This is a genomic window from Sorangium sp. So ce1036, from assembly GCF_051369805.1.
Classification (GTDB): domain Bacteria; phylum Myxococcota_A; class Polyangia; order Polyangiales; family Polyangiaceae; genus Sorangium; species Sorangium cellulosum_F.
Map to the genome: position 1 here is coordinate 878,609 of NZ_JBBMOX010000001.1, position 21,899 is coordinate 900,507.

Genomic DNA, 21,899 nt, shown 5'->3' on the forward strand with positions numbered 1-21,899 from the left:
CCACCGGCGACTCGATGGATTCGCCGCGGCCCCCCGGCTCACCGTGAAGATCGCCTGTCCGCCATTGCGTCCTGCGCATACCGCGTCTGCTTTCATCGCTGTCTCACCAGGTTCCGGGCCGCGATCTGTCGATTATATGTCGTGGCGATGAACGCCCATGTCCTCGCGTGCGCACTCGCGGTCACCGTCCTCGCTGCGTGCTCGAAGACGACGTCGGAGACGTCGTCGACGGACGCGGGCGGGAAGAGCGGCGCGCGCCTCCGCATCGCCGTCGTGCCGAAGGGGACGACGCACGAGTTCTGGAAGAGCGTGCACGCGGGCGCGGCGAAGGCCTCGCGCGAGCTCGACGTCGACATCGTGTGGAAGGGGCCGCTCCGGGAGGACGATCTCAAGGCGCAGATCGATATCGTCTCGAGCTTCGTCGCGCAGGGCGTGTCCGGCATCGTGCTCGCGCCGCTCAACGCCACGGCGCTGAGGGCGCCCGTGCGCGAGGCGGCGCGGGCGAAGATCCCCGTGGTCGTGTTCGACTCCGACCTCGCCGGCGACGGGCACGTGAGCTTCGTCGCGACCGACAACCGCGCGGCCGGGAGGCTCGCGGGAGAGCACCTCGGCGAGGCGATCGGCGGGAGAGGCAATGTGATCGTGCTCCGCTACCAGGAGGGCTCGGCGAGCACGCAGCGCCGCGAGGAGGGCTTCCTGGGCGCGATCCGCGCGACGCCCGGCGTCACGGTCGTGAGCGAGAACCAGCATGGCGGCGCCACCACGGAGACGGCGTTCAACAAGAGCGAGAGCCTGCTCCTCGCGCACAGGGCGGCGGAGGGGGCGATCGCCGGGGTGTTCACGCCGAGCGAGTCGACGACCTTCGGGATGCTCCAGGCGCTCCGCAAGACGAACGCCGTGAAGCAGGTGAAATTCGTCGGCTTCGACGCGTCGGACAAGCTCCTCGGCGCGCTGCGCGAGGGCGACATCGACGCGCTCGTCGTGCAGGACCCGTTCAACATGGGCTACCTCGCCGTCAAGACGATGGCGGCGCACCTCCGCGGCGAGCGCGTCGAGGCGCGCATCGACACGGGCGCGCGCGTCGTCACCCGGCAGGACCTCGACGACCCGGCGGTCCAGGAGCTGGTGAGGCCCGACCTCGCCCGGTGGCTCGGGGAGTGAGCCGCTCGTGGCCGGAGCGCGCGCCCCCCTCCTCGAGGTGACCGGCCTCGCGAAGGCGTTCGGCCCGAACGCCGTGCTGCGCGACGTCTCGCTGCGGATCGCGCCCGCGAGCGTCCACGCGCTCCTCGGCGAGAACGGCGCGGGCAAGAGCACGCTGACGCGCATCCTGCTCGGCGTGGAGCGCGCGGACGCGGGCGCGCTCCTGCTCGGCGGAGCGCGGTATGCGCCGACGTCGGCCGAGGGCGCGCGCCGCGCGGGCGTCGTCCTCGTCCCGCAGGAGCGGACGCTCTGCGCCCACCTGTCGGTCGCCGACAACGTGGTGCTCGGGATCGAGCCGGCCGCGCGCGCGCGGCTCGGGATCCGGGACCGCGAGCGCGCGCGCGCCGTCGCGCGGGGCGCGATCGCGCGCGTCGCCGCCGACCCGGCCCGGGTGCCGCTCGACGCGCCGGCCGGGGAGCTCGGCGTCGCCGATCAGCAGCTCGTCGAGATCGCCCGGGCGCTCGCGCAGGGCGGCCTCCACGAGGACGGGCGGCTCGCGGCGCGGCTCCTGGTCCTCGACGAGCCGACCTCGAGCCTGGGCCACGAGGACGCCCGGCGCCTGTTCGAGCGCGTCCGCGCCCTGCGGGACGCCGGCGTCGCGGTGCTGCTCGTGACGCACTTCCTCTCGGACGTGCGCGCGCACGCGGACCGCTACACGGTGCTCCGCGACGGCCGCGTCGCGGGGGAGGGGGATCCGCGGGAGACCGACCCGGCGCAGATCGTCCGCGAGATGCTGGGCCGCGCGCTCGACTCCCCGCGCGCGGGGTCGGGGGCGCCGCCGCCGGGCCGCGGCGAGGTGGTGCTCGAGGCCAGGGACGTCGCCGGCGCGAGGCGGCCGAGGCGCGCGTCGCTCTCGCTGCACCGGGGAGAGATCCTCGGCATCGCCGGCCTGGTCGGCTCGGGCCGGACGGAGCTGCTCCGGATCCTCGCGGGGCTCGACCCGAGGCGCGGCGGCGCGGTCACGCTGCGCGCGCCGCGCGGCGTGGGGCTCCTCAGCGAGGATCGCGGCGGGGAAGGGCTGATGCTCGGCCGCTCGATCGCCGAGAACGTCTGGCTCTCGCCGCGCGCGCCGCGCCTCGCCGCGCCGCGATCGCTCCTGTCGGAGGCGGCGCGCTGGATCGAGCGGCTCGCGATCCGCGCGAGAGGGCCGGAGCAGCGCGCGGGGGAGCTCTCGGGCGGCAACCAGCAGAAGGTCCAGATCGCCCGGCTGCTCCGGGAGGACTTCGACGTGCTCCTCATGGACGAGCCGACGCGCGGCATCGACGTCGCGAGCAAGGCGCAGGTGCTCTCGCTGCTCCGTGAGCTCGCGGGCGCTGGCAAGGCCATCGTGCTCGTGTCGAGCCAGCTCGACGAGCTCGTGGCGACGTGCGATCGCATCGCGGTCCTGCGCCGGGGGATCCTCGACCCGCCGCGGCCCGCGTCGTCGTGGACCGAGGCGTCGCTGCTCCTGGAGGCCTCGTCGTGAAGAGGCGCCCGCCGTGGGTCGGTCCGCTCGTGGCCCTGGTGCTCGTTTACGCGCTCTTCGCGGCGCTCACGCCCGACACGTTCCTGCGCAGCCAGAACCTGCTCACGATGGCGCGGCAGACGGTGGTGGTCGGCCTCTGCGCGATCGGCATGACGCTGGTCATCGCGACCGGCGGGATCGACCTCTCCACGGGCTCGCTCGTCGCGTTCACGACGGTCGTCCTCGCGAAGCTCCTGCGCGCGGACGTGCCGCCGCTCCCGGCGGCGCTCGCGGCCACGGCGGTGGCGGGCGTCGCGGGGGTCCTCGTCGGGACGCTCGTGGGGCGGGCGCGGATGATGCCCTTCATCGTGACGCTGGGCACGATGAGCGCGCTCCGCGGCGCCGCGAAGGGGCTCGCGTCCGAGCAGAAGATCGACGCGGATCCGCGCGGGCTCGAGGCGCTGCTCACGGCGGACCTCACCGCGCCCGGGCTGTGGACGACGGCGGCGCTCGCGCTGCTGTTCTCCGCCGTCCTCGCGTTCTCGCGCTTCGGTCGCCACGTGCTCGCGGTCGGCAGCAACGAGGCCGCGGCGCGGCTGTGCGGCATCGACACGGGGCGCGTGAAGATCGCGGTGTACGCGCTGTCGAGCCTGCTCGCCGGCGTCGCGGGCGTGATGGAGTTCGCGACGCTGACGGTGGGCGACCCGACGGACTCGGTGGGCCTGGAGCTCGGGGTCATCGCGGCGGTGGTCATCGGCGGCGCGCCGCTCTCGGGGGGCGAGGGGAGCGTCGCGGGGAGCATGATCGGCGCGCTGCTCATCACGGTGATCCGGACCGGCGGGGTGCACCTCGGGCTGCCGAGCTGGGTGCAGGAGATCGCGACGGGCACGATCATCGTGATCGCGGTCGCCGTCGACCGGGTGCGGCGCGCGCGGCGCCCGCGCGTCGAGGTCTCGAGGTGAATCGCGAGAGGGCCTGTCCGCCGGATTCGCTGCCGATGCATCGAGTCGGCGACGTCGGCGCGAGATCCGTGCTCAGCTCACCTGGGCATTCCACCGGCGTCGAACACCTTGCGATAGAGTTCGTCGACGGCGAGCGCGCAGCGGAGCGACGCGAGCTCGACGCGATCGCCCGCGCGGAGCACGCGCATGTTCCAGGACCCGTCGGCCTGCCGGACGAAGTGCTCGACCAAGATCCTCTGCTGCGAGACGAGCAGGTACTCCTTGAACGAGGGGAGCGAGCGGTACTGCTCGAACTTGTCGCCGCGATCGTACGCTTCGGTGGACTCGGACAGGACCTCGAAGATGACCTCCGGGTTGATGAGCGTGTCCGCGTGATGATCGTCGAACTCGGGACGCTGGCACAGCGCGGAGGCGTCCGGGTACGTATAGAGCCCGGTGGCGGGGATCTTGACCCGCATGTCCGAGGGATACGCCTCGCAGGGCCGGTCAAGGAGCGCATTGCCGAGGAGGCGCACGATGTTGCCGACGATGAGGTTGTGCTCGCGGCTGCCCCCCGCCATCGCGAACACCTCCCCGTCAGAAAACTCGTGCTTCTCCGGCTGGGCGCGCTCCCACGCGAGGTACTCCTCCGGCGTCCGGCGCTTCTTCTCGGCAGCCTGTGCGCTCACCCGCCCATGGTAGCGCGCGGGGGAGGCGCGCCGCCATCCGCCGCGCCGCCCCGGCCGCTCGTCCTCGTCCCGCGTCCCCCCGAGCTCGTCCGCGGCTTCGCGCGCAGCGCAGGCCCGTGGCGTCCGCGCCCGCCTCCGCCGCCGCCGGCCGTCACTGCACGAGCCGCAGGATCCCCTCCGTCACCGCCGCCCCCGCCAGCAGCACCAGCCCGATCACGAACGCGATCCGCGTGAACCGATCGTCCCGCCACCGCGGCCTGAGCGGCACGATGTCCCGCTCCGGCAGCACGACCGCCGTCATCGTCGCGTGGATCGGCAGCCCCCCCGGCCGCGGCGCCACCGGCACGCTCGGCGGCTGCACCAGCCCCATGTTGATGAACCGCGTCACCCCCGCGCGCAGCCGGTCGCCCATCCCCGGCAGCGCGCTGCCGATCGCCACCGCGCGCAGCCACGGCGCCCGCTCGAACGCGTTGTCCATCGCCAGCACCCCGAAGAGCTGCCGCAGCCGCTGCATCAGCGCCCGCACCTCCGCCAGGTGCTGGAACGCGCGCATCCGCGCGTCGGGGTGATCCTCCGACCCCACCCGCGCGAGGCACGTCGACTCCAGGCGCGCGTTCAGCCCCTCGAGCTCCTGCAGGATCCGCGGCGCCGCGCCGCCCGGGCTCGTCTCGAGCGGGAGCGCGAAGCCCCAGGGCTCCTCGCGCCCGCGCTCCGGCGTCCACTGGAACACCTCGGCGAACCCCCAGAGCGTGTCGTAGCGCGACAGCACCACGTACGCCGGCACGTCGGCCCGCAAGGCGCGGCTCACCTCCACGAGGTACGCGCGCATCCGGTTCGCGTACGCCTCCAGCCCCCGCTCGTCGAGCTCGATGAAGTCCGCGATGCTCAGCACCAGCAGGATGCCGTCGATCGGCTCGCGCTTCCTCGACCGCAGGAGCTCCTCGCAGAGCTGCGTGAGCTCGGCCGGCTCCCGCCGCGGGCCGAGCACCGTCGCCTCCGGCTCGATGAAGAGCGCCTCCTTCGAGAGCCAGTACGAGCACCGCGCCGTGGGCACGCCGATCGGGAGCGGCCCGCCGCCCGGCGGCCACGAGAGGTTCATCGAGCGGATGACCGTCGTGCGGCCCGAGCCGGGCTCGCCGAGCACGAGGTAGCAGGGGACCGCGTAGATGCCCTGCGCGCTGTCCGGGTTCGCCTGCTGGACCAGCGCGTGGACGCTCGCCAGCTCGTAGACGAAGGAGCCGCTCATCCCAGCCTTGGCGCGATCGTCCGCGCGAGCGCGAGCGCGCCGCACAGAGCCACGAGCGCCGCGACGATCCGCCCGACCAGCGCGGACTGCCACAGCGGCATCTTGGGGAGGTGCTGGACCGCGACGCCCTCGACGCGCACCGGCCGGAGCACCCCGCCGACCCAGTCGCGATCCGGGTCCACGCCGAGCTTCAGCGACAGCTCGCGCCGCACCCGCAGGAGCTCGTCGGCGCTCTGCCCCGGCAGGCCGTAGCGGCCCCGGAAGCCGAGCCCGAGCACGCAGGCGTAGGTCGCCATCACCACGGGCGGGCCCTTCCGCACGCGCTCCAGCCGCTCGAAGAACTCGACGCCCGCGTTGTTCGTCATCCACCGCGCCGCCTGCAGCGGCCGCTGGGCCCAGACCGGCCGGAGATCCGGCAGCGACATCGCGAGCTCATCCGCGAGCGCGGCGATCGCGAACATGCCGTCGTCGACCGACGCCACCGGCAGCTCCTGCGACAGCCTGGACGCCTTGAGCTCCTCGAGCAGCAGGTTCGCCTGCCGCAGGACGTGATCGGCCGGCGGACGTCGCGGCGACTGCCGGAGCATGCAGAGCCAGAGGAGCATCTCCTCTCCAAAGACGCCGATGGAGGTTTCCACGCGGTCGCGAGCTTACGCCAGCCACGCGCCGACCGTCGACCCGGGTGGTGGCGCGGCGCGCCGGGTGCACCGGAGCGTCGACAAATGGGGGGGTGCGCGCCTATGCTCCCGCCGCTTCTCGGAGCCCCCTTCGAGAGCAGGCGGGGACGCTCTCCAGCGGTCCCCTTTGAGGAGAGGTCATGTCGGAGATCCAGAGCGTCATCGCGCGCGAAATCATCGATTCGCGCGGCAACCCCACCGTCGAGGCCGAGGTCACCACGCTGAGCGGCGTCGGCCGCGCGGCCGTGCCGAGCGGCGCGTCCACGGGCGAGCACGAGGCCGTCGAGCTCAGGGACGGCGACAAGAAGCGCTTCCTGGGCAAGGGCGTGCTCACCGCGGTGAAGAACATCGAGACCGTCCTCGGGCCGGCCGTCCTCGGGATGGACGTGCTCGACCAGGCCGAGATCGACCAGGTGCTCATCAAGGCCGACGGCTCCGCGAACAAGTCGAAGCTCGGCGCGAACGCGATCCTCGCCGTCTCGATGGCGGCCGCGCGCGCCGCCGCCGACACGGTCGACCTGCCGCTCTGGCGCTACCTCGGCGGCGCCGCGGCGCGCGTGCTGCCCACGCCGCTCATGAACATCCTGAACGGCGGCGTGCACGCGGACAACGGCCTCGAGATCCAGGAGTTCATGATCGTGCCCTACGGGGCCGAGTCGTTCGCCGAGGCGCTGCGCACGGGCGCCGAGATCTTCCACACCCTGAAGGGGCTGCTGAAGAAGGACGGCATGGTCACGGCCGTCGGCGACGAGGGCGGCTTCGCCCCGCGCCTCGCGTCGAACCGCGCGGCGCTCGAGTACGTCGTGCGCGCCATCGAGGCCGCCGGCCACCGCCCCGGCGAGGACGTCGGCGTCGCGCTCGACTCGGCCCTCAGCGAGTTCTACGACGCGAAGACCGACCGGTACACCTTCGACAAGAAGGAGAGGACCCGCGAGGAGATCGTCGACACCTACGAGGAGCTCTGCAAGGCGTTCCCGATCGTGTCGATCGAGGACGGCGTGGCCGAGAACGACGAGAAGGGCTGGCGGCTGCTCACCGAGCGGCTCGGCAAGAAGGTCCAGCTCGTCGGCGACGACCTGTTCGTCACGAACCCCGCGCGCCTCGCGAAGGGCATCCAGGACGGCCTCGCCAACGCCATCCTCATCAAGCTGAACCAGATCGGCACCGTGACGGAGACCCTCGAGTGCATCCGCCAGGCGGGCGAGGGCGGGTACCGGTCGATCATCTCCCACCGCTCGGGCGAGACCGAGGACACGTTCATCGCCGACCTCGCGGTGGCGACCAACGCGGGCCAGATCAAGACGGGCTCCGCGTCCCGCTCGGACCGCGTGGCGAAGTACAACCAGCTGCTCCGGATCTCCTACGCGCTCGGCGATGGCCAGATCTTCGCCGGCCGCGCGCCGTTCCGCCGCCCCGCGGCGCTGAGCGCCCGCTAGTCCCGCCCACCGGTTCCATCGAGCGCTGGGCCCTTCACGCGTCGGGCCCGGCGAGGGCATCAGGCCCCGCCGGCGCCGACGGCGCCGGGGGGCCTGAGCCGTTGTTGCCGGATCCGGTTACCAGCGGTCGCGACCGCCGCCGCCGCGGCCACCGCCGCGACCACCGCCGCGGCCGCCCCCGCCGCCGCCGCCGCGGAAGCCGCCGCCCCCGCCCCCGCCGCCCGGGCCGCCGCCCGTGCGCTCGCGCGCCTCATTGACCGTCAGCGTGCGGCCGTCGAGGTCCTTGCCGTGCAGCGCCGAGATGGCCATCTGCGCCTGGGCGTCGCTCACCTCGACGAAGCCGAAGCCGCGCGACTGCCCCGTCATCCGATCCGTCATCAACTGAACCGCGAGCACCTCGACGCCGGCCGCCTCGAACGCGTTGCGCAGGGTATCTTCCGTCGAATGGAACGCCAGGTTCCCCACATAAAGCCGCTTGGTCATGTCTGCCCAATCCCGTGCACGATCCCCGCTTCCCTCGCGAACGGCCCGGATCGTGCCGCAGTCCGTGCGCGAAAACGCTCCCCGACGACCGGCCGTCACCCCACGTTCAGACGAGGCAACCACGTTGCAACAGGCGGCCGGATCAGAGGTCGAGGACGAACGAGCCTTGAGGCGCTTTGGAAGCTACCGGCCTGCGAGGGGGTGCGCAAGGTATTCCCCCAGGCTGGCCGCCTCTGCCTGGTCCCGGACGGTCCAGGGCTCGTCGGACGGCGCCGGGTGACGCGGCCCCTTGAGGACGCACCGGTTGAGGGCGCACCGGAGGGGCTGAAGTGCAGGCGAGCCACAAACGGGGCTCGCCGGAACGCGAGCCCCTCCGGTGCGCCCTCAAGGGGCCGCATCACCCGGCGCCGTGACCCTGGGCTCGCTCCGCGCCGAGGACCCGCCGTGACCCCTGCAGGCGAGTCGCGTCAGCAGGTGTTCTGCCAGGCGGATGCAGGGAGTCCTGGGCTCGTCAACCCCGTCCGTGTTCTGTAATGTAACGTCCGAGCTCGACTCCCCGGTGCCGACCGCGAGCCGCGCTCGCGCCGAGGCGGGACGGTCCCTGCCCGGCGGCGGCCCCTGACCGACGGGGCGCCTGCTCAGGCGGCCCGCGCGGCGGCGACCGCGGCGCGGGGCTGCACGACGCCCCAGCCCTGCCGCTCGAGGGGGATGCCCGGCAGACCGCGCGCGGTCGTCATGAGCAGGCGCCGGCACTGCTGCGGCGACAGGCGCGGGTTCGCCTCGAGCATCTGCGCGGCCACGCTGCTCACGATGGGGGCGGCGAAGCTCGTGCCGTCCACGTGCTTGTAATGCCCGGAGAGGACCTTCTGGTCCCGCAGCCTGGCCGCGACGAGCTGCCGGACGAGGTACGGCTCGCGCCCGGCGACAGCGTCGAGGTCCGGATCGACGCCCGCGTGCTCGCGGAGCAGCCCTGGCAGCGCCTCGTCGCTCGCGCGATCGAGCCGCGACAGGAGCTGCGCCTGCGCCGCCGTCGGCGTGCCGGGCAGGATGGGCGCGGCCAGCCAGATCGCGGGCGCGATGAGCTCCGGCTTCTGCAGGCCGTCCAGGGTGAGCCCGTAGGACGAGTGGTAATTCCAGGACTGCTCGCCGGCGCCGCCGTCGTCGAGCCCTCCCACCGCGATGACGCTCGGCGCGCTGGCCGGCGGAAGGACGTTGTGCGCCGCCTCGTGCCCCGCGTTGCCCGCGGCCGCCACGACCAGGATGCCGCTCCGGGTCGCGTCGTCGGCGGCGCGCGAGAGGCCGCCGGTCAGGTACGATTCCTCGAAGTCGCCGGCGCAGGAGATGTTGAGCACGCGAATCCCGTAGCGCTCGCGGTGCGCGATCACCCACGCGATGCCCCGTCGGATGTCGTCGTGGACGATGCGGTGCGCGGAGCCGACCTTGACCAGCACGACGTTCGCCTCCGACGCCAGCCCGCGGAAGCGCCCCTCGGAGAGGGCGCCGTTCCCCGCGGCGACGACCGAGGTCATCATCCCGTGCCACGAGGAGACGTCCGGGCGCTCGAGCGCGGCGGCGTCCGCGTCGGGCGCGGAGATGTCGTGGTAAGCGAGGATGCGGTTTCGCGGCGTGACGAGGTCCGGGTGGGCGTAGAAGCCGGAGTCGATGAAGGCGATGGTCACACCGCGGCCTGCGGTGCCGGGGTCCGCCTGGAGCCGATCCGCGATGGGGAGGATGCGCCGGTGCCCTTCGTGGCTGGGGGACATCGTCGCGAGCCTAGCTGAAGCGCGCGGCCCGCGCCGCGGGCGCTGCTCACCCGCCGGCGCCGGTCTTGCCCTGTCCCGCGCGGCGGCGCGGCGCGGTCTTCCTCAGCGGCCCTCGCTCGCGCCGCGCCTCGAGGACCCCCTTGGCCCGCGGCGGCAGCGCGGCGGACCGCGCGCCGGCCGAGAGCGGCGGCTCCGCGGCGCGGCCCTGGACGCCCGGCGGCTTTACGGGTCGAGGCCCTTCCGGCACGCTCGGGCGCATGAGGTCATTCATCGCGACGATGGTCTACGAGCTTCACCCGGACACGCCGCCGGACGCGAGGAAGCTCCTCCGGGCGCACCTCGTCGGCAGGCGCTGGCAGGACCGGCACGAGGGCGAGGCCATGCCGTCCTCCGCGGTCTGGATCCGCCGCTCGGCGGAGGACCACGAGACGACCGATGACCTCCACGCCGCGTGCGCGCGCGACCTCGGCGACGCCGCCGCGGCGGTGGCGAGGGCAGGGCGCCCCATCCAGGTGACGCGCGTCTGGATCCAGGTGAGCGGGGCCGGGACGTACGGGCTCGCGAGGCTCCCCTAGGCGACGGGGGCGGCGCGGCGGAGCGCGACGCCCTCTCCGAACCTCACCTGACCTGGATGCCGCAGTCGACGAACTTGATCGATGTATCGATACGGAAATGGGAGTCGGTCACGTGGCGCTCGGCGAAGAAGAAGTCGAGCTGATACTTCTGCCCGACCTCGAGGCCCAGCGTGTCGAGGTCGACGACCTCCGTCTGCTCGGCGTGGATGCCCCCGAGGTCGACGACCTTCTTGCCGTTGATGTACGTGAAGACGTCGTCGTCGCCGGCGAACGTGAACTGCTCGCCGCCGTTGTACACGAAGCCCATGTGCAGCTCGAACGTGAAGTGGTAGTTGTGCGGCCGGCCCTCGTTGCCGAACAGCTCCCCGTCGATGGGGAAGAACTCCTGGTTGTTGTACGTCCACACCCCGTCGCGGTCGGGATCTTCGAACTGGAGCGTGTAATCCATCCCGGCGTTCACCCCCTCGACGTCGCGGAACCACTGATCGAAGTTCTCCTTGCCGGTCGTGGTCCTGGTGCCCTCGGGCCCTCCGGCGTAAACCGGCTTCAGGTCCGGGCCGAGGGTGTCGGTGACGATCTCGTGGTCGTCGCACCTGTCGCACTTGCCGGCCTGCGACGGCTCCATGTCGGGGAACATCTCGTAAAAGTCGCGCACACGGCCGGTGTACTTGCCGTCGCACGATACCCCCTCACCTTGTCCATCTCTCGGGCCGCCCCCCGCGCCGTCCCCGCCCCCGATGCCGCTGTTCGGGTCGATCGTGCCGAAGCCGAGATCATCGCCGGACCCGGTGGTCCCGCCGGGGCCGCCCGTGGCCCCGCTCGACCGCGCCGAGCTCCCCCCGCTGGTCCCTCCGCTGCTCTCGTTGGTATCGGAGCTCGCGCTGCACGCGCTCAGCAATCCCGTGAGCGCAAGCGCCGCCATACAACCGACCGTCTTCGTCATCGTAAACCTCACTTTAATCAAGGAACCTTCCCAAGCCGCGGCGAGAACAGTAGCACACGAATGCTCTGTTGATGTGGTGACGTATCGCGTCAATGCAGGGCCTCTGCGGCGATGGACGCGCCGTTTCATGGGGGCCATGGGTTGAGTGAGGCTGGTATTTTCCATCCGTCGTGAGCGGCGAGCGAGCGCGGCGAGCGCTCCGCCGGCAGGCGCGGGGAGCGCCGAGGGCGACTGGCGGCCATCGCGCGCGGCCCGTTGGCAGCGCCGGTGCATGGGGTCCAGCGCCGCGGGGGTGCCCGCGGTGGGGCTGGCCTGAGACAGCGCCCCGCGCTGGATCTGGATCGTGTCCAGCACGCGGGAGGCGCGCGGAAGGAGGGAGCGACGATGAGCGAGCAAAACCGTGACGCCGCGGAGCGGACGGCCGCGCAGGCCGGGGCCGGCGAGGACGCCGCGCAGGGCAGGGCGCCCGAGGAGATCGGCCACGGCCCTGGCCTCGATCCGCCGAGCGCTCCGCCCGACGAGGACGAGAGCCCGGCGGACGAGGCCTACGCGGACCGGCCCGCGACCGCGCCGGTGGATGCGCGCCGGCCGACCGCTCGGCCGCAGGACGACGACGCCGACGTCGCGGCGATCCAGAGGCCGCCCGCCGATTCCTGAGCGGACGGCCGGGGCCTTCCCGGCGGCCGGCCCGTTCGCGGCGCCGGCCGCGCCGCGCCGTAGGGCGCGCCCGCACGAGGGGCTCGACATCCGGGCACGCTCGGAGTACGCGGGGTCCGCTCGTCGCGGGAGACGAGGGAGGGCAGTGGATCCAAAGACGCGGAGCGAGATCGACCCCGACGCCACCGTCGCAGACGCGAAGCAAGTCCGCGATGCGACCGAGGCGAGCCCTCCACTTGCCTGCCCGCCCGCCCGCTGGGACGAGGACGCGAAGGAGTCCCGCGACGCGACCGAGGCGAGCCTCCCGCCCGCCCACTGGGAGGAGCTGGAGCCGCCGGAGCTGCCGTCGAGCCGGCCGCCGCCCGCCGGTGACGTGTCGTGCCCCGTCTGCCTCGAGCGCATCCCCGCCGGCGCCTCCCGCTGCCCCGAGTGCGGCGAGCTGACCGACGGGGCCGAGCGGTCGGCGAGGGCCCCTTCGGTCCCGGACGCCGCGCGCCCGAGCTTGTTCGCCATGCACTGGCGCCCTCTCGTCACGATCGGCGCGATCATGGCGGTCATCGGCACCGGCTGGGCGCTGCGCTACCTGGCGCCGCACCGGTTCGCGCCGTCGCGGGCCGCGTCGCCGGTCCCGCCGCCGGTCCCGGTGTGCGGGGCGCCGTGCTGGAGCGGCGAGTCGTGCCAGCTCGGCCGCTGCGTCTGGCAGCGCCCGAACGACGTCGGCCACCTCGTCGACTCGCCCTCGATCGCCGGGCCCTTCTCGCTCCCGAAGGACACCTTCGACGCGCTGCCGCTCGATCGCGACCGCTTCGCCGTCGCGCTGTTCTCGGGCCTCGAGGTGCGCAGCGCCCGGACCGGCGAGGCGCTGAGCCTCGTCTCCGAGGCGCCCAACGTGCGGCGCCTCTACCGCGTGGGCGACGTCGTCTACGCGACCTCGCCGTCGCGCATCTACGTGATCGACGTGGCCACGACCCGGCTGCTCAAGACCATCGAGCTCGGCGAGTCGGTGGGCGACATCGTGGTCGGCGCCTCGGGCCGGCGCGTGCTCGCCTCGCTGCCGGGCGCGCACGCGGTGGCGATCCTCGCGACCGAGTACCACGCGGAGATCGAGCGCATCCAGTTCGGCGACGATCCCGTGGGGCCCGTGGCCGTCGACGACAGCGGTAGCCGGGCGATCACGACGACGGGGCAGATCCCGCTGTACGGCCAGCGCGAGCCGTCGGGCGGCGTCGCGTACCCGTTCGACCCGAGCCGGCTCGGCTCGGATCAGGACCGGGTGCGCACCTCGATGGTCGGCAACCCGGCCAGCGCCCTGATGGTCCCGGACGGCTCGGCGGGCTTCGTCGCCCTGCGGGCCGAGAACACGCTGGTGCCGCTGACCTGGCTGCCGTCGGGCGCGGTGCGGCAGGAGGCGCGCGTCACGACGTGCCGCGAGCCGGAGCAGATGGAGCTCGTCCGGCGCGGCCGGCGCGCCCTCGTGCGCTGCAACGAGGGGCGGGCGATCCAGGTGTTCGACCTGGAGAAGCGCGAGCTCCTCCGCGCGATCTCGTTCCCCGGCCGCGCGGTCGACATGGCCGTCGCGCCGGACGGGGCGCAGGCGGTGGTCGCGCTGAGCGGCGACGGGGCGGGGCCGGGCTCGGTGGCGCTGATCGATCTGAACACCTACGCGGCGAAGGTCCACCCGCTGGGCGGCGAGCCGCTGCGGATCCGGCTCACCCCGGACGGTGGCACGGCGCTCGCGCTCGGCGCGCGCGCGAAGGCGTGGGTGCTGCGATGAACGAGCGCCGCGTCCCGTGCCCGAGCTGCGGCGCCCGGATCATCGAGGGGGCGCGCAAGTGCCGCGCCTGCAAGGCGTGGATCGGCGGCGAGCGCGCCCGCGGGTCCGCGGCGTCGCTCTCGGGGCGCGAGCCGCGCCTCGCGCGCGCCGCGGTGTCGGTGGCGAGCGGGGTCGCGGCGGTGATCATCGCGACGATCTCGAGCCTGAAGTCCCCGGTCGGCGAGGCGCCGCCCCTGACCGCGCTCGCGCCGGAGGGCACCGCGTCGCCGAGCGCGGTCCCCGAGAGCGCCCCGGACCCCGCGGCGTTCGGCCCGGACCTGTCGGAGCCGGAGCCGGCGCCGCCGCCCGAGCCGAAGCGGCGCTGGCGCTCGCGCGAGATCCGGATCGTGGACGTCCACCCGCTCGACATCGTCTTCAACCCGTCGGGCGAGTCGATCTACGTGAGCGGCGACGACGCGTCGCTGCGCGAGTACAAGATCAAGACCGGCGATATCCTCCACAAGGCGTCGGTGCCGGCGCAGGGGGATCACATCCGGCTCCTGTTCGACCGCTACGTGGCGGTGCTGCGGCACATCGACGCCGCGCGCATCCCGGTGATGGACACGACGGCGTGGGATCGCGATCCGGTGCTGCTCGACGTCGGCCGGAGCCCTGGGGACATCGTGGCGCTGCCGGACGGCAGGACGGTGATCGCGGCGACGACGGACACGAAGCGCGTGACGAAGTTCGATCTGCCGACCGGGGTGCGGCTCGCGAACATCACGCTCCCGCACGCGACGGGGCAGCTGTTCCTGGTGCAGGCCGAGGGCCGCCCGTACATCGCGGCGCTGGGCGCGCTGACGCACGGCAGCCGGCCGGCGGGCGCGTGGATCGACCTGTTCGATCCGAGCGAGTCGCCGTTCGGCGCGACGCGGCGGAGCATCGCGGTCGGCCGCGAGCCGCGCGAGGGCGCGATCACGCTGGATGGCGGCGCGGTGTTCTTCCCGGATCGGCTGTCCAACACGGCGGTCCTGCTGAGCGTTTCGGGGGTCACCGAGACGAGGAAGGTGCCGGTCGGGGTCGGGCCGACGGCCGGCTTCCTGCTCCACGGGGATCGGTACGGGATCACGCTGAACGCCGAGGCGCGGACGGCGAGCGTCATCGATCTGTCGACGATGGCGGTGACGAGCACGCTGCCGTTCCGCGGGGTTCCGCGGACGGGGGTGACGTCGCCCGATCGGAAGACGCTGTTCGTGGCGCTCGGCGGGACGGCGTGGCCGCCGAACGGCAGCGGCGTGGCGGTGATCGCGGGCGATCCGCCGAAGGTGGTCGCGTCGCTGCCCACCGGCAAGGGGGCGTGCGCGGTGGCGGTCTCGAAGGACGGCACGCGGGCGGCGGTCGCGTCGTACTGGGATCGGTCGATCACGGTGCTCGAGCAGCAGTAGGCCGGTTGTGGGGGCAGGACGGCGTCGCCGCGATGAGCTCACCGCTGGTTGAGGGGAAGGGCGCGTCTCGGCGACTGCTCGGGCCGGAGTGTTTGCGTCTTCCAGTCACCCGTCCATCCCGTCTCCCGTCTCCCGTCCATTCCGTCTTCCGTCTTCCGTCTTCCGTCTTCCGTCCTCGTCTGGCCTCTTCGTGCGCGTGCGCGTGCGCGTGCTCGCTCATACCCTCCACGTCTCTCATCATCAGGTATTCAGGCGTCCGCCGCCGAGCTGCGCCGCGAGCGACGGTTCGGCGACCGCGACCGCCGCGACCGGAACACCAGGGCGAGCGCCGCCGCCGCAGACAGCAGCGACGCCGCACCGAGCTCGCGGTTCCGACCCACCTGGCCCACGCTGCATCTCACGGTCGCGCCGGGCTCCGTGGCCGCAGGGTCTTCCGCGGACGTCTCCGTCTCGTCGGGCTGCGCCGGGTCGTCGGGCTGCGCCGGGTCGTCGGGCTGCGCCGGGTCATCGGGCTGCGCCGGGCCGTCGTCCTCGGAGACGCACACGGGCTGCAAGAACCACTCGTTGCCGGCGACGTCGAGCACCCGCGGCGTGAAGCAGAACGAGTCGCTCGGCACCTTGATCTCGTGCTCCGAGCGGCCTTCCGGGACCGGGATCCTCTGCAACCCCGCGAGGTCGAAGAGGACCGGCTCATCCACCGAGAACGAGATCCTCACGCTCGTCCAGGGACCCACTTCGGTGCAGCCGCCGGGGTTCCGGTCACCGCGCGCCAGCACGCTCACGGAGAGATCGCTGGCGAGCGGCGTCCGCTCGTCCAGCGCCGTGCCCGTCGTGAACTGGTGCCACTCCGGAGCGCCGCCGTCCAGGCCCGTCTCGTCGACGAGGGCGGCGGTCCACTCGTACGTCGTGTTCTCCGCGAGCGGACCTGCGTGCGCGACGCAGAGCGTGTTGTCGTAGAATCCGTTGCACGACACGGTGACCGGCACGATCTCGCCGCTCGGCGCCTCGCGCAGCGTGACGTCGAGCCGACCCAGGTTCGAACCGGCGAACAGCGCCGCGTTCAGCGGCACGTCGACCGCGCCGTCGCGCGGCGAGAGCGCGGTGATCTCGGGCGCCGTTACGCCGCACGCGGCCGAGCCGGTGGTCCATGTCAGGGTGGACAGCGCCGCGGCCCCGGCCACGAGGACAGGCACACAGCGGCGAAGCAGGATGGAGTTCATGCCAGGTGTCATGTCCGGGGTTCGCAGCAAGCCACATGCCGCCTTGGGTACTTCCGGATTCCGTCGGGAAAATGCGGTTGTGCCGTGCTGCGCCACGGGAGCTACCCCCATTGCGACACGCTCTCGAGGGCGACGCGCGGAGGCCGCGCACCATGCCGAAACATACCGCCGGCCCGGTCACAGGCCCCCTGGCCCTCGGGTTGACGCTGCGGCACGCCCGCCGGATACCTCGGGCATGCGCACGGGGAACATCCCGGCCCTGCCCGGAGTCCGGCCACGCTGGTGAGCAGCCCGCCCTTCCGCGCCTGCGTGGTCTCGCTGGCGACGCTCGTCGCCTGTCGCGGCGGCGCCGGTGCGCCCGACCCCGGCCCGGCGCCGGGCCCGGGCGCGCCGGCGCCGGCGTCCTCGTCTGCCCCCGTCGCGTCCGTCGCGATCCCGGCGGCCACGGCGCCTGGCGCGGCCGCCACGGCGAGCGCCGCAGCCCCCGACGCGGGGCCAGCGCCGGACGCGGCGCCAGCGCCGGACGCGGGGCCAGCGCCCGACGCGGGGCCGGCGCCGGACGCGGGGCCGGCGCCCGACGCCGGAGCTGCGCCCGACGCGGGGCTGGCCGGAGGCTGCAAGCTCCGCCGGGGCCCGCTCGCGCTCTCGCTCCGCGGGCCGGCGCTGCTGTGGGCCCCGGACGACGCCGCGCGCGCCGATTTCCGCGTGATCTTCAACCGTGACGGCGTGGCGGAGCACGTCGCGCCCGCGTTCGGCGGGCTCGCCACGGCGGGCGCGCCGCGCGGCGAGGCCGCGCCCGACGCCGGGGCCGGCGGCGACGCCGTCCCGCGCGCGTCATGGCCCGCGTGCGCTGTGGCCGCGCGCTTCATGTTCTGCATGGACCACGGCGGCACCATCCGGAGAACCCCGCTGTCCGGAGCGCCGGGCGTGCCCGTGGGCGCCGGGCGCCGCGGCACGGCGATCTCCGCCGTCGAGCTGCCCGGAGGGCACACCCTCCTCGCCTTCCTCTCGGATCGCAAGACCACCGAGGGCGTCGTGACCCAGGCCTTCGCCGTGCTCGACGACGGGCCGGCCGTGCCCCTCTCCGCGGAGGGCAGCGGCGCGACCTTCGTCGCCCTGGCGCCGTGGAAGGGGAGGGCGCTCGCGATGTACATCGACGCGCGCGTGGCCCTCACGCCGGTGCACGCCCGCACGCTGGGGCGCTCCGCGGACGGCAAGCTCGAGCTCGGGCCCGACGCGGTCCTCTTCATCGGCGACGCCGGCGAGTCGCGGATGGGCGGCGCGCTCGCCGTCGGCGCCGGCGGGCCGGCCTACGTCCTCCTCCCGGTCTCGCGCGACGTGTCGACGTTCGGCATGGCCTCGATCCGCATCGACGAGGCGCCGCGCGACGACATGCCCGCGGTCTGGTCGCTCTACCCGAATGGCCTCAGCCCCGCGCCGATCGCCGCCACGCAAGGCGCCTCGCCGATCCACGTCGCCCGCGTCCGGCCGATCGCGCGCGAGCCCGGGTCGCGACACACGCTCGAGATAGGGCAGCTCGACGGAGAAGGGCGGTTTCTGGCGCGCTGCGAGGCGCTCCAGGGAAAGTCGTTCAAGCACGTTGCCATCGAGGCCGACCGCGATGGATCCCTGTGGATCGCGTACACCACGGGAGCCGGCACCTTCATCGAGCAACGCACCCTGACGCCGTGATCGATCCGGCCAGACGGGCCGCCCCAGAGCGCATGTCCCCTCGCGCAGCGGCGCTCCAAGGCGGTTGCTTGATCCGCGCGCCTGGCGTAAGCCACCACCGTGGCTTTGCAAATTCATTCATATCGTAATTCTTGAGGAGTCGAGATGAAGCGAAATTACGTGCCCACGGGCATTTGGCTGCCGTTGCTCTCGCTCGTCGCGCTCGGCGTCGCTGGCTGTGGCGGCGACCCGGTCGACTCCGGCGCCACGGAGAGCGCGTCGGCCGGAGGCGGCTCTCAGGGCGGCGTGGGCGGAGGGGCCGGCGACGGAGGCGCGGCGGCGGCGGGCACGGGGGGCACCACCGCGACCGGGGGCCCCGCGACGGGCGGCGGCGACCCCGGCGCCACGGCCGCGACGACCACGGCCGCGACGACCACGGCCGCGACGACCACGGCCGCGACGACCACCACCGGCACGGGCGGCAGCACGCCTGTGAGCTGCGATTATCCCGCCGGATACGAGAACGGCTCGATCACCTGGTACACGCTGGATCAGGGCTCGATCGAGGTGAACTGCAGCTTCGAGATCAAGGGGCGGAACCCGGATGTCGTCGCGCACGTCCCCTTTGGCGGCGGCCAGTACTTCGCCGCCATGAACACCGCCGATTACAACGACGCGGCGGTGTGCGGCGCGTGCGTGGAGGTCTCGCGCGACGACGGGCGCAAGGTGCAGGCCATGGTCGTGGATCAGTGCCCGATCGGCACGAACCCGAAGTGCAAGGCGGGCCACATCGATCTCAGCAAGAACGCGTTCCTCCAGATCGGCCAGGAGCAGGAGGGCTACCTGGGCACGACGAACGGCGGCGCCGTGGGGAAGATCTCCTGGAAGTACATCCCCTGTCCGACGACCGAGACCGTCTCCTTCCGCCTCAAGGATGCGACGAACCAGTACTGGAACGAGATCCTCGTCGAGGGGCACACGCACCCGATCGCGAAGGTCGACGTGGAGATCAACGGCACGTGGCAGACGGCCACGCGGCAGCCGTACAACTACTGGCTTGTCGGCGACGGGAACATGGGGTCTCCGCCGTACCATGTCCGCGCCACCGACATCAACGGCTCCACGGTGGAAGCGATGCTGGAGCTCAAGGCGGGCGCGCAGCCGGCGAGCGCTCAGCTCTCCGCGTGCGAATGAGCGAGCGCCGCGCCGCCGGGCCCGGCATCACGCCGCCTGGCCCGGCGCGCATCACGCCGCCTGGCCCGGCGCGCATCACGCCGCCTGGCCCGGCGCGCATCACGCTGTCAGGCCGCGCCTGGCCGCGCTCTGCAGCGGCGCGCCGGGCCCGGCCGGCAGAAGCAGCGCGCCCGCTGCTCTGATACGATGGCCCGCGCCCGCGGCCCGCAACACCGCGGGACGTCCAGGAGAACGCCGTGCAAGACCCTCGCCCCGCCCCGTCGCTGCTCACGGTCGACGACTTCGAGCGCGCAGCGCGCGCGCGCCTGTCCAGGATGGCCTACGACTATTTCCGCTCCGGCGCCGACGAGGGCAGGACGCTCCGGGAGAACCGCAGGGCCTTTCGCCGCCTCGAGATCCATCATCGCGTCCTCATCGACGTGGCCGAGCGGGACACGAGCACGATCCTGCTCGGGACGAAGGTGCCTTTTCCCATCCTCGTGGCGCCGACCGCCTATCATCGCCTCGCCCACCCGGACGGCGAGATCGCCTCCTCGCGGGCGGCCTCGGAGCTCGGGACGATCTTCACGCTCTCGACGCTCTCGACGATGAGCCTCGAGGCGGTGGCGGAGGCGTCCCCGGGGCCGAAGTGGTTTCAGCTCTACGTGCACAAGGACCGCGGCCTCACGCGCTCGCTCGTCGAGCGGGCCGAGTCCGCGGGCTACCGGGCGCTGATGCTGACCGTGGACACGCCGCTCCTCGGCCGGCGCATCGCGGACGTGCGCAACGGCTTCGCGCTGCCCGAGGGGCTCGTCATGGCGAACCTGCGCGACGCCGCGGCGGGCGCCCCGGCGGCGGACCAGGGCTCGCTGCTCGCGGCGTACGTGGCCGCGCGGCACGACGCCTCGCTGACGTGGCGCGACGTCGAGTGGCTCCGCTCGCTGACGAGGCTGCCCGTCCTGCTCAAGGGCATCGTGCGGCCGGACGACGCCGTCCGCGCGCTCGACTGCGGGGCCGCGGGCGTCGTCGTCTCCAACCACGGCGCCCGGCAGCTCGACGGCGCGCCCGCGACGATCTCGGTCCTGCCCGCGATCGCCGACGCGGTCGCCGGGCGAGCTCTGGTGCTGATGGACGGCGGTGTCCGGTGGGGGACGGACGTGCTGAAGGCGCTCGCGCTCGGCGCCCGCGCGGTGCTGGTCGGACGGCCCGTCCTGTGGGGGCTCTCCGCGCTCGGCGGCGAGGGGGTGGCGCGGGTGCTCGCGGGCCTGCGCGACGAGCTCTCCGTCGCCATGGCGCTCGCGGGGTGTCCCACCCTCGCTTGCATCGATCGCGACCTCATCCGCCGCGCCCACGCCTGATGCCTGAGAGCCGAGTCGCACGAGCGCGGAGATTTCCAGGCTCGCGCCCCCGGACCGACATCGCACGAGCGCAGGATTGCTACGCTGCCCGGGATCAGGGCGTCTGCGACGAAAGAAATGGTGGCGGCGAATCCATCCCACCCGTACACTCGGCGTCTGTGACAGGCGCAGTACCTGCGAGGGAGCGGTGGCGGGAGATCTTCACGCGGGGCGCCAGCGCCTCAGGTAGGGAGCCAGCGCCTGGGGAGCCGGCGCCGGCGGTGGCGGACCCGGACCTCGGGATTCGCCTCCGGCGCTTCGCGGGGCCGGCCGCGTACCTCGATCAGATGTCCTCGCTGCGCATTGCGCACCTCACCGATCAGCATGTCGGGCGGGTGACGTCGGTGCGCGTCCAGCGCGCGGCCGTGGCGCTGACGAACCGGCAGCGGCCCGATCTCGTGGTGCTCACGGGCGATTTCGTGTGTCACAGCCAGCTCTACCTCGACCAGCTCGAAGAGGTGGTGCGCGGCTTCGAGGCGCCGGTCATCGCGGTGCTGGGGAATCACGATCACTGGTCGGGTGCGGACGCGGTGCGGCGCGCGCTCGAGCGGGGAGGCGCCGCGGTGCTCTGCAACGCGAGCACGGTGATCACGCTCGGCCACCAGCGGCTCCAGGTGGTGGGGCTCGACGACGCCTACACCGGGCACGCCTCGCGCGAGAAGGCGGTGAAGGGCATGCGGCGCGATCTGCCGACGCTCGGCCTCTCGCACATCGCCGAGGAGGCGGACGGGCTCTGGCGCCACGGCATCCCGCTGGTGCTGTCGGGGCACACGCACGCGGGCCAGGTCACGGTCGCGCGCCTGAACGAGCTCTCGATCGGCAGGATCGCGGGCCACCGGTACATCCACGGCCTCTACGGCACGCGCAAGGGGGGCGAGCCCGGCCAGGGCGCGGTCTACGTGGGCGCGGGCATCGGCGCGGCGGTGATGCCGCTGCGGCTCGGCGAGCGCGGCCAGCGCGAGGTCGCGGTCTTCGAGCTCGGCTGCGCGCCGGGGTCGTTCGACGAGCACCACGCGGAGCAGGCGCCGCACCGGGGGCGCAAGCCGTCGCCGGAGGTCATGGCGCGCCGGGCGGCGCGGGTGGCGAGGAACCGGGAGCGACGAACCCACGGCTAGAGCGGCGGTCGCCCCGGCGCTTGTACCTGCCGGCGCATGCAGCCGTGGCGGCGGAGCTCGCTCGGCGGGGC

General features: G+C 73.4%; 20 protein-coding genes. 12 read left to right on the plus strand and 8 right to left on the minus strand.

Annotated elements, in window-relative coordinates; genetic code table 11:
* Nucleotides 1–147 precede the first annotated feature (147 nt).
* Genes WMF31_RS03135 through WMF31_RS03145 form a run of 3 tightly spaced genes read left to right on the plus strand, consistent with a single transcriptional unit; the run spans nucleotide 148 to nucleotide 3,606 of the window.
* Nucleotides 148–1,161 carry an ABC transporter substrate-binding protein gene (locus tag WMF31_RS03135; protein WP_436600517.1) on the plus strand — a complete coding sequence of 338 codons (1,014 nt, stop codon included), beginning with the start codon at nucleotides 148–150 and terminating at the stop codon, nucleotides 1,159–1,161.
* 7 nt (nucleotides 1,162–1,168) lie between these two features.
* The gene (locus tag WMF31_RS03140; RefSeq protein WP_436600518.1) at nucleotides 1,169–2,665 is read left to right on the plus strand and encodes a sugar ABC transporter ATP-binding protein; all 1,497 of its coding nucleotides are present in this window, start codon (nucleotides 1,169–1,171) and stop codon (nucleotides 2,663–2,665) included.
* Nucleotides 2,662–3,606: an ABC transporter permease gene (locus tag WMF31_RS03145; protein WP_436600519.1), complete on the plus strand. Its 945-nt coding sequence runs from the start codon at nucleotides 2,662–2,664 to the stop codon at nucleotides 3,604–3,606. The genes WMF31_RS03140 and WMF31_RS03145 overlap by 4 nt, the downstream gene beginning before the upstream one ends.
* A gap of 77 nt (nucleotides 3,607–3,683) precedes the next feature.
* Here the strand turns inward: WMF31_RS03145 and WMF31_RS03150 are convergent, their stop codons facing one another.
* The 3 genes from WMF31_RS03150 to WMF31_RS03160 all read right to left on the minus strand — a co-directional run bounded on the left by WMF31_RS03150 (nucleotide 3,684) and on the right by WMF31_RS03160 (nucleotide 6,158).
* Entirely contained in the window at nucleotides 3,684–4,274 is a 591-nt protein-coding gene (locus WMF31_RS03150) for a Uma2 family endonuclease (protein ID WP_436600520.1), read from the minus strand.
* 151 nt (nucleotides 4,275–4,425) lie between these two features.
* Nucleotides 4,426–5,520 (minus strand): type VI secretion system protein, encoded by a 1,095-nt coding sequence (locus WMF31_RS03155; protein ID WP_436600521.1) that lies wholly within the window; start codon nucleotides 5,518–5,520, stop codon nucleotides 4,426–4,428.
* Nucleotides 5,517–6,158: a DotU family type IV/VI secretion system protein gene (locus WMF31_RS03160; RefSeq protein WP_436600522.1), complete on the minus strand. Its 642-nt coding sequence runs from the start codon at nucleotides 6,156–6,158 to the stop codon at nucleotides 5,517–5,519. The genes WMF31_RS03155 and WMF31_RS03160 overlap by 4 nt, the downstream gene beginning before the upstream one ends.
* Before the next feature lie 179 nt (nucleotides 6,159–6,337).
* Here WMF31_RS03160 and eno point away from each other — a divergent pair, with 179 nt between their 5' ends.
* Complete coding sequence (gene eno / locus WMF31_RS03165) at nucleotides 6,338–7,633, plus strand: phosphopyruvate hydratase (protein ID WP_129353834.1); 1,296 nt, start codon at nucleotides 6,338–6,340, stop codon at nucleotides 7,631–7,633.
* Nucleotides 7,634–7,750: 117 nt separating this feature from the next.
* Here the strand turns inward: eno and WMF31_RS03170 are convergent, their stop codons facing one another.
* The 3 genes from WMF31_RS03170 to WMF31_RS03180 all read right to left on the minus strand — a co-directional run bounded on the left by WMF31_RS03170 (nucleotide 7,751) and on the right by WMF31_RS03180 (nucleotide 10,150).
* Complete coding sequence (locus tag WMF31_RS03170; RefSeq protein ID WP_436600523.1) at nucleotides 7,751–8,116, minus strand: RNA recognition motif domain-containing protein; 366 nt, start codon at nucleotides 8,114–8,116, stop codon at nucleotides 7,751–7,753.
* Between the two features lie 638 nt (nucleotides 8,117–8,754).
* Nucleotides 8,755–9,879, minus strand: a complete 1,125-nt coding sequence (locus WMF31_RS03175) for a S8 family serine peptidase (protein WP_436600524.1) — start codon at nucleotides 9,877–9,879, stop codon at nucleotides 8,755–8,757.
* A 46-nt stretch (nucleotides 9,880–9,925) separates the two neighbouring features.
* Nucleotides 9,926–10,150: a hypothetical protein gene (locus WMF31_RS03180; RefSeq protein ID WP_436600525.1), complete on the minus strand. Its 225-nt coding sequence runs from the start codon at nucleotides 10,148–10,150 to the stop codon at nucleotides 9,926–9,928.
* On the opposite strand from WMF31_RS03180, the gene WMF31_RS03185 reads away from it, so the two are divergent.
* A complete protein-coding gene (locus WMF31_RS03185; protein ID WP_436600526.1) occupies nucleotides 10,137–10,454 on the plus strand; it encodes a hypothetical protein in 318 nt (105 codons plus the stop codon). The two genes, WMF31_RS03180 and WMF31_RS03185, sit on opposite strands and share 14 nt — an antisense overlap.
* Nucleotides 10,455–10,497: 43 nt before the next feature.
* Here WMF31_RS03185 and WMF31_RS03190 read toward each other — a convergent pair whose 3' ends face one another.
* Nucleotides 10,498–11,397: a fibro-slime domain-containing protein gene (locus WMF31_RS03190; RefSeq protein WP_436600527.1), complete on the minus strand. Its 900-nt coding sequence runs from the start codon at nucleotides 11,395–11,397 to the stop codon at nucleotides 10,498–10,500.
* Nucleotides 11,398–11,781: 384 nt separating this feature from the next.
* Between WMF31_RS03190 and WMF31_RS03195 the strand changes: the two genes are divergently transcribed.
* The 3 genes from WMF31_RS03195 to WMF31_RS03205 all read left to right on the plus strand — a co-directional run bounded on the left by WMF31_RS03195 (nucleotide 11,782) and on the right by WMF31_RS03205 (nucleotide 15,252).
* Complete coding sequence (locus tag WMF31_RS03195) at nucleotides 11,782–12,054, plus strand: hypothetical protein (RefSeq protein WP_436600528.1); 273 nt, start codon at nucleotides 11,782–11,784, stop codon at nucleotides 12,052–12,054.
* Nucleotides 12,055–12,199: 145 nt separating this feature from the next.
* Nucleotides 12,200–13,828 (plus strand): YncE family protein, encoded by a 1,629-nt coding sequence (locus tag WMF31_RS03200; RefSeq protein ID WP_436600529.1) that lies wholly within the window; start codon nucleotides 12,200–12,202, stop codon nucleotides 13,826–13,828.
* Nucleotides 13,825–15,252 (plus strand): YncE family protein, encoded by a 1,428-nt coding sequence (locus tag WMF31_RS03205; RefSeq protein WP_436600530.1) that lies wholly within the window; start codon nucleotides 13,825–13,827, stop codon nucleotides 15,250–15,252. The genes WMF31_RS03200 and WMF31_RS03205 overlap by 4 nt, the downstream gene beginning before the upstream one ends.
* 248 nt (nucleotides 15,253–15,500) lie before the next feature.
* Here WMF31_RS03205 and WMF31_RS03210 read toward each other — a convergent pair whose 3' ends face one another.
* Nucleotides 15,501–16,472, minus strand: a complete 972-nt coding sequence (locus WMF31_RS03210; protein WP_436600531.1) for an Ig-like domain-containing protein — start codon at nucleotides 16,470–16,472, stop codon at nucleotides 15,501–15,503.
* Between the two features lie 282 nt (nucleotides 16,473–16,754).
* On the opposite strand from WMF31_RS03210, the gene WMF31_RS03215 reads away from it, so the two are divergent.
* The 4 genes from WMF31_RS03215 to WMF31_RS03230 all read left to right on the plus strand — a co-directional run bounded on the left by WMF31_RS03215 (nucleotide 16,755) and on the right by WMF31_RS03230 (nucleotide 21,828).
* Complete coding sequence (locus WMF31_RS03215) at nucleotides 16,755–18,164, plus strand: hypothetical protein (RefSeq protein WP_436600532.1); 1,410 nt, start codon at nucleotides 16,755–16,757, stop codon at nucleotides 18,162–18,164.
* 144 nt (nucleotides 18,165–18,308) lie between these two features.
* The gene (locus WMF31_RS03220) at nucleotides 18,309–19,337 is read left to right on the plus strand and encodes an expansin EXLX1 family cellulose-binding protein (protein ID WP_436600533.1); all 1,029 of its coding nucleotides are present in this window, start codon (nucleotides 18,309–18,311) and stop codon (nucleotides 19,335–19,337) included.
* A 236-nt stretch (nucleotides 19,338–19,573) separates the two neighbouring features.
* On the plus strand, nucleotides 19,574–20,674 hold the full coding sequence (locus WMF31_RS03225) for an alpha-hydroxy acid oxidase (RefSeq protein WP_436600534.1): 1,101 nt from the start codon (nucleotides 19,574–19,576) through the stop codon (nucleotides 20,672–20,674).
* 260 nt (nucleotides 20,675–20,934) lie between these two features.
* The gene (locus WMF31_RS03230; protein WP_436600535.1) at nucleotides 20,935–21,828 is read left to right on the plus strand and encodes a metallophosphoesterase; all 894 of its coding nucleotides are present in this window, start codon (nucleotides 20,935–20,937) and stop codon (nucleotides 21,826–21,828) included.
* The last annotated feature ends 71 nt before the right edge of the window (nucleotides 21,829–21,899 follow it).

What these genes read in the sequence shown, in the direction of transcription:
- WMF31_RS03190 (WP_436600527.1), bottom strand. Translation starts at nt 11,397, where the DNA reads ATGACGAAGACGGTCGGTTGTATGGCGGCGCTTGCGCTCACGGGATTG.
- WMF31_RS03185 (WP_436600526.1), top strand. Translation starts at nt 10,137, where the DNA reads ATGAGGTCATTCATCGCGACGATGGTCTACGAGCTTCACCCGGACACG.
- WMF31_RS03195 (WP_436600528.1), top strand. Translation starts at nt 11,782, where the DNA reads ATGAGCGAGCAAAACCGTGACGCCGCGGAGCGGACGGCCGCGCAGGCC.
- WMF31_RS03205 (WP_436600530.1), top strand. Translation starts at nt 13,825, where the DNA reads ATGAACGAGCGCCGCGTCCCGTGCCCGAGCTGCGGCGCCCGGATCATC.
- WMF31_RS03135 (WP_436600517.1), top strand. Translation starts at nt 148, where the DNA reads ATGAACGCCCATGTCCTCGCGTGCGCACTCGCGGTCACCGTCCTCGCT.
- WMF31_RS03155 (WP_436600521.1), bottom strand. Translation starts at nt 5,520, where the DNA reads ATGAGCGGCTCCTTCGTCTACGAGCTGGCGAGCGTCCACGCGCTGGTC.
- WMF31_RS03175 (WP_436600524.1), bottom strand. Translation starts at nt 9,879, where the DNA reads ATGTCCCCCAGCCACGAAGGGCACCGGCGCATCCTCCCCATCGCGGAT.
- WMF31_RS03220 (WP_436600533.1), top strand. Translation starts at nt 18,309, where the DNA reads ATGAAGCGAAATTACGTGCCCACGGGCATTTGGCTGCCGTTGCTCTCG.
- eno (WP_129353834.1), top strand. Translation starts at nt 6,338, where the DNA reads ATGTCGGAGATCCAGAGCGTCATCGCGCGCGAAATCATCGATTCGCGC.
- WMF31_RS03180 (WP_436600525.1), bottom strand. Translation starts at nt 10,150, where the DNA reads ATGAATGACCTCATGCGCCCGAGCGTGCCGGAAGGGCCTCGACCCGTA.
- WMF31_RS03210 (WP_436600531.1), bottom strand. Translation starts at nt 16,472, where the DNA reads ATGAACTCCATCCTGCTTCGCCGCTGTGTGCCTGTCCTCGTGGCCGGG.
- WMF31_RS03170 (WP_436600523.1), bottom strand. Translation starts at nt 8,116, where the DNA reads ATGACCAAGCGGCTTTATGTGGGGAACCTGGCGTTCCATTCGACGGAA.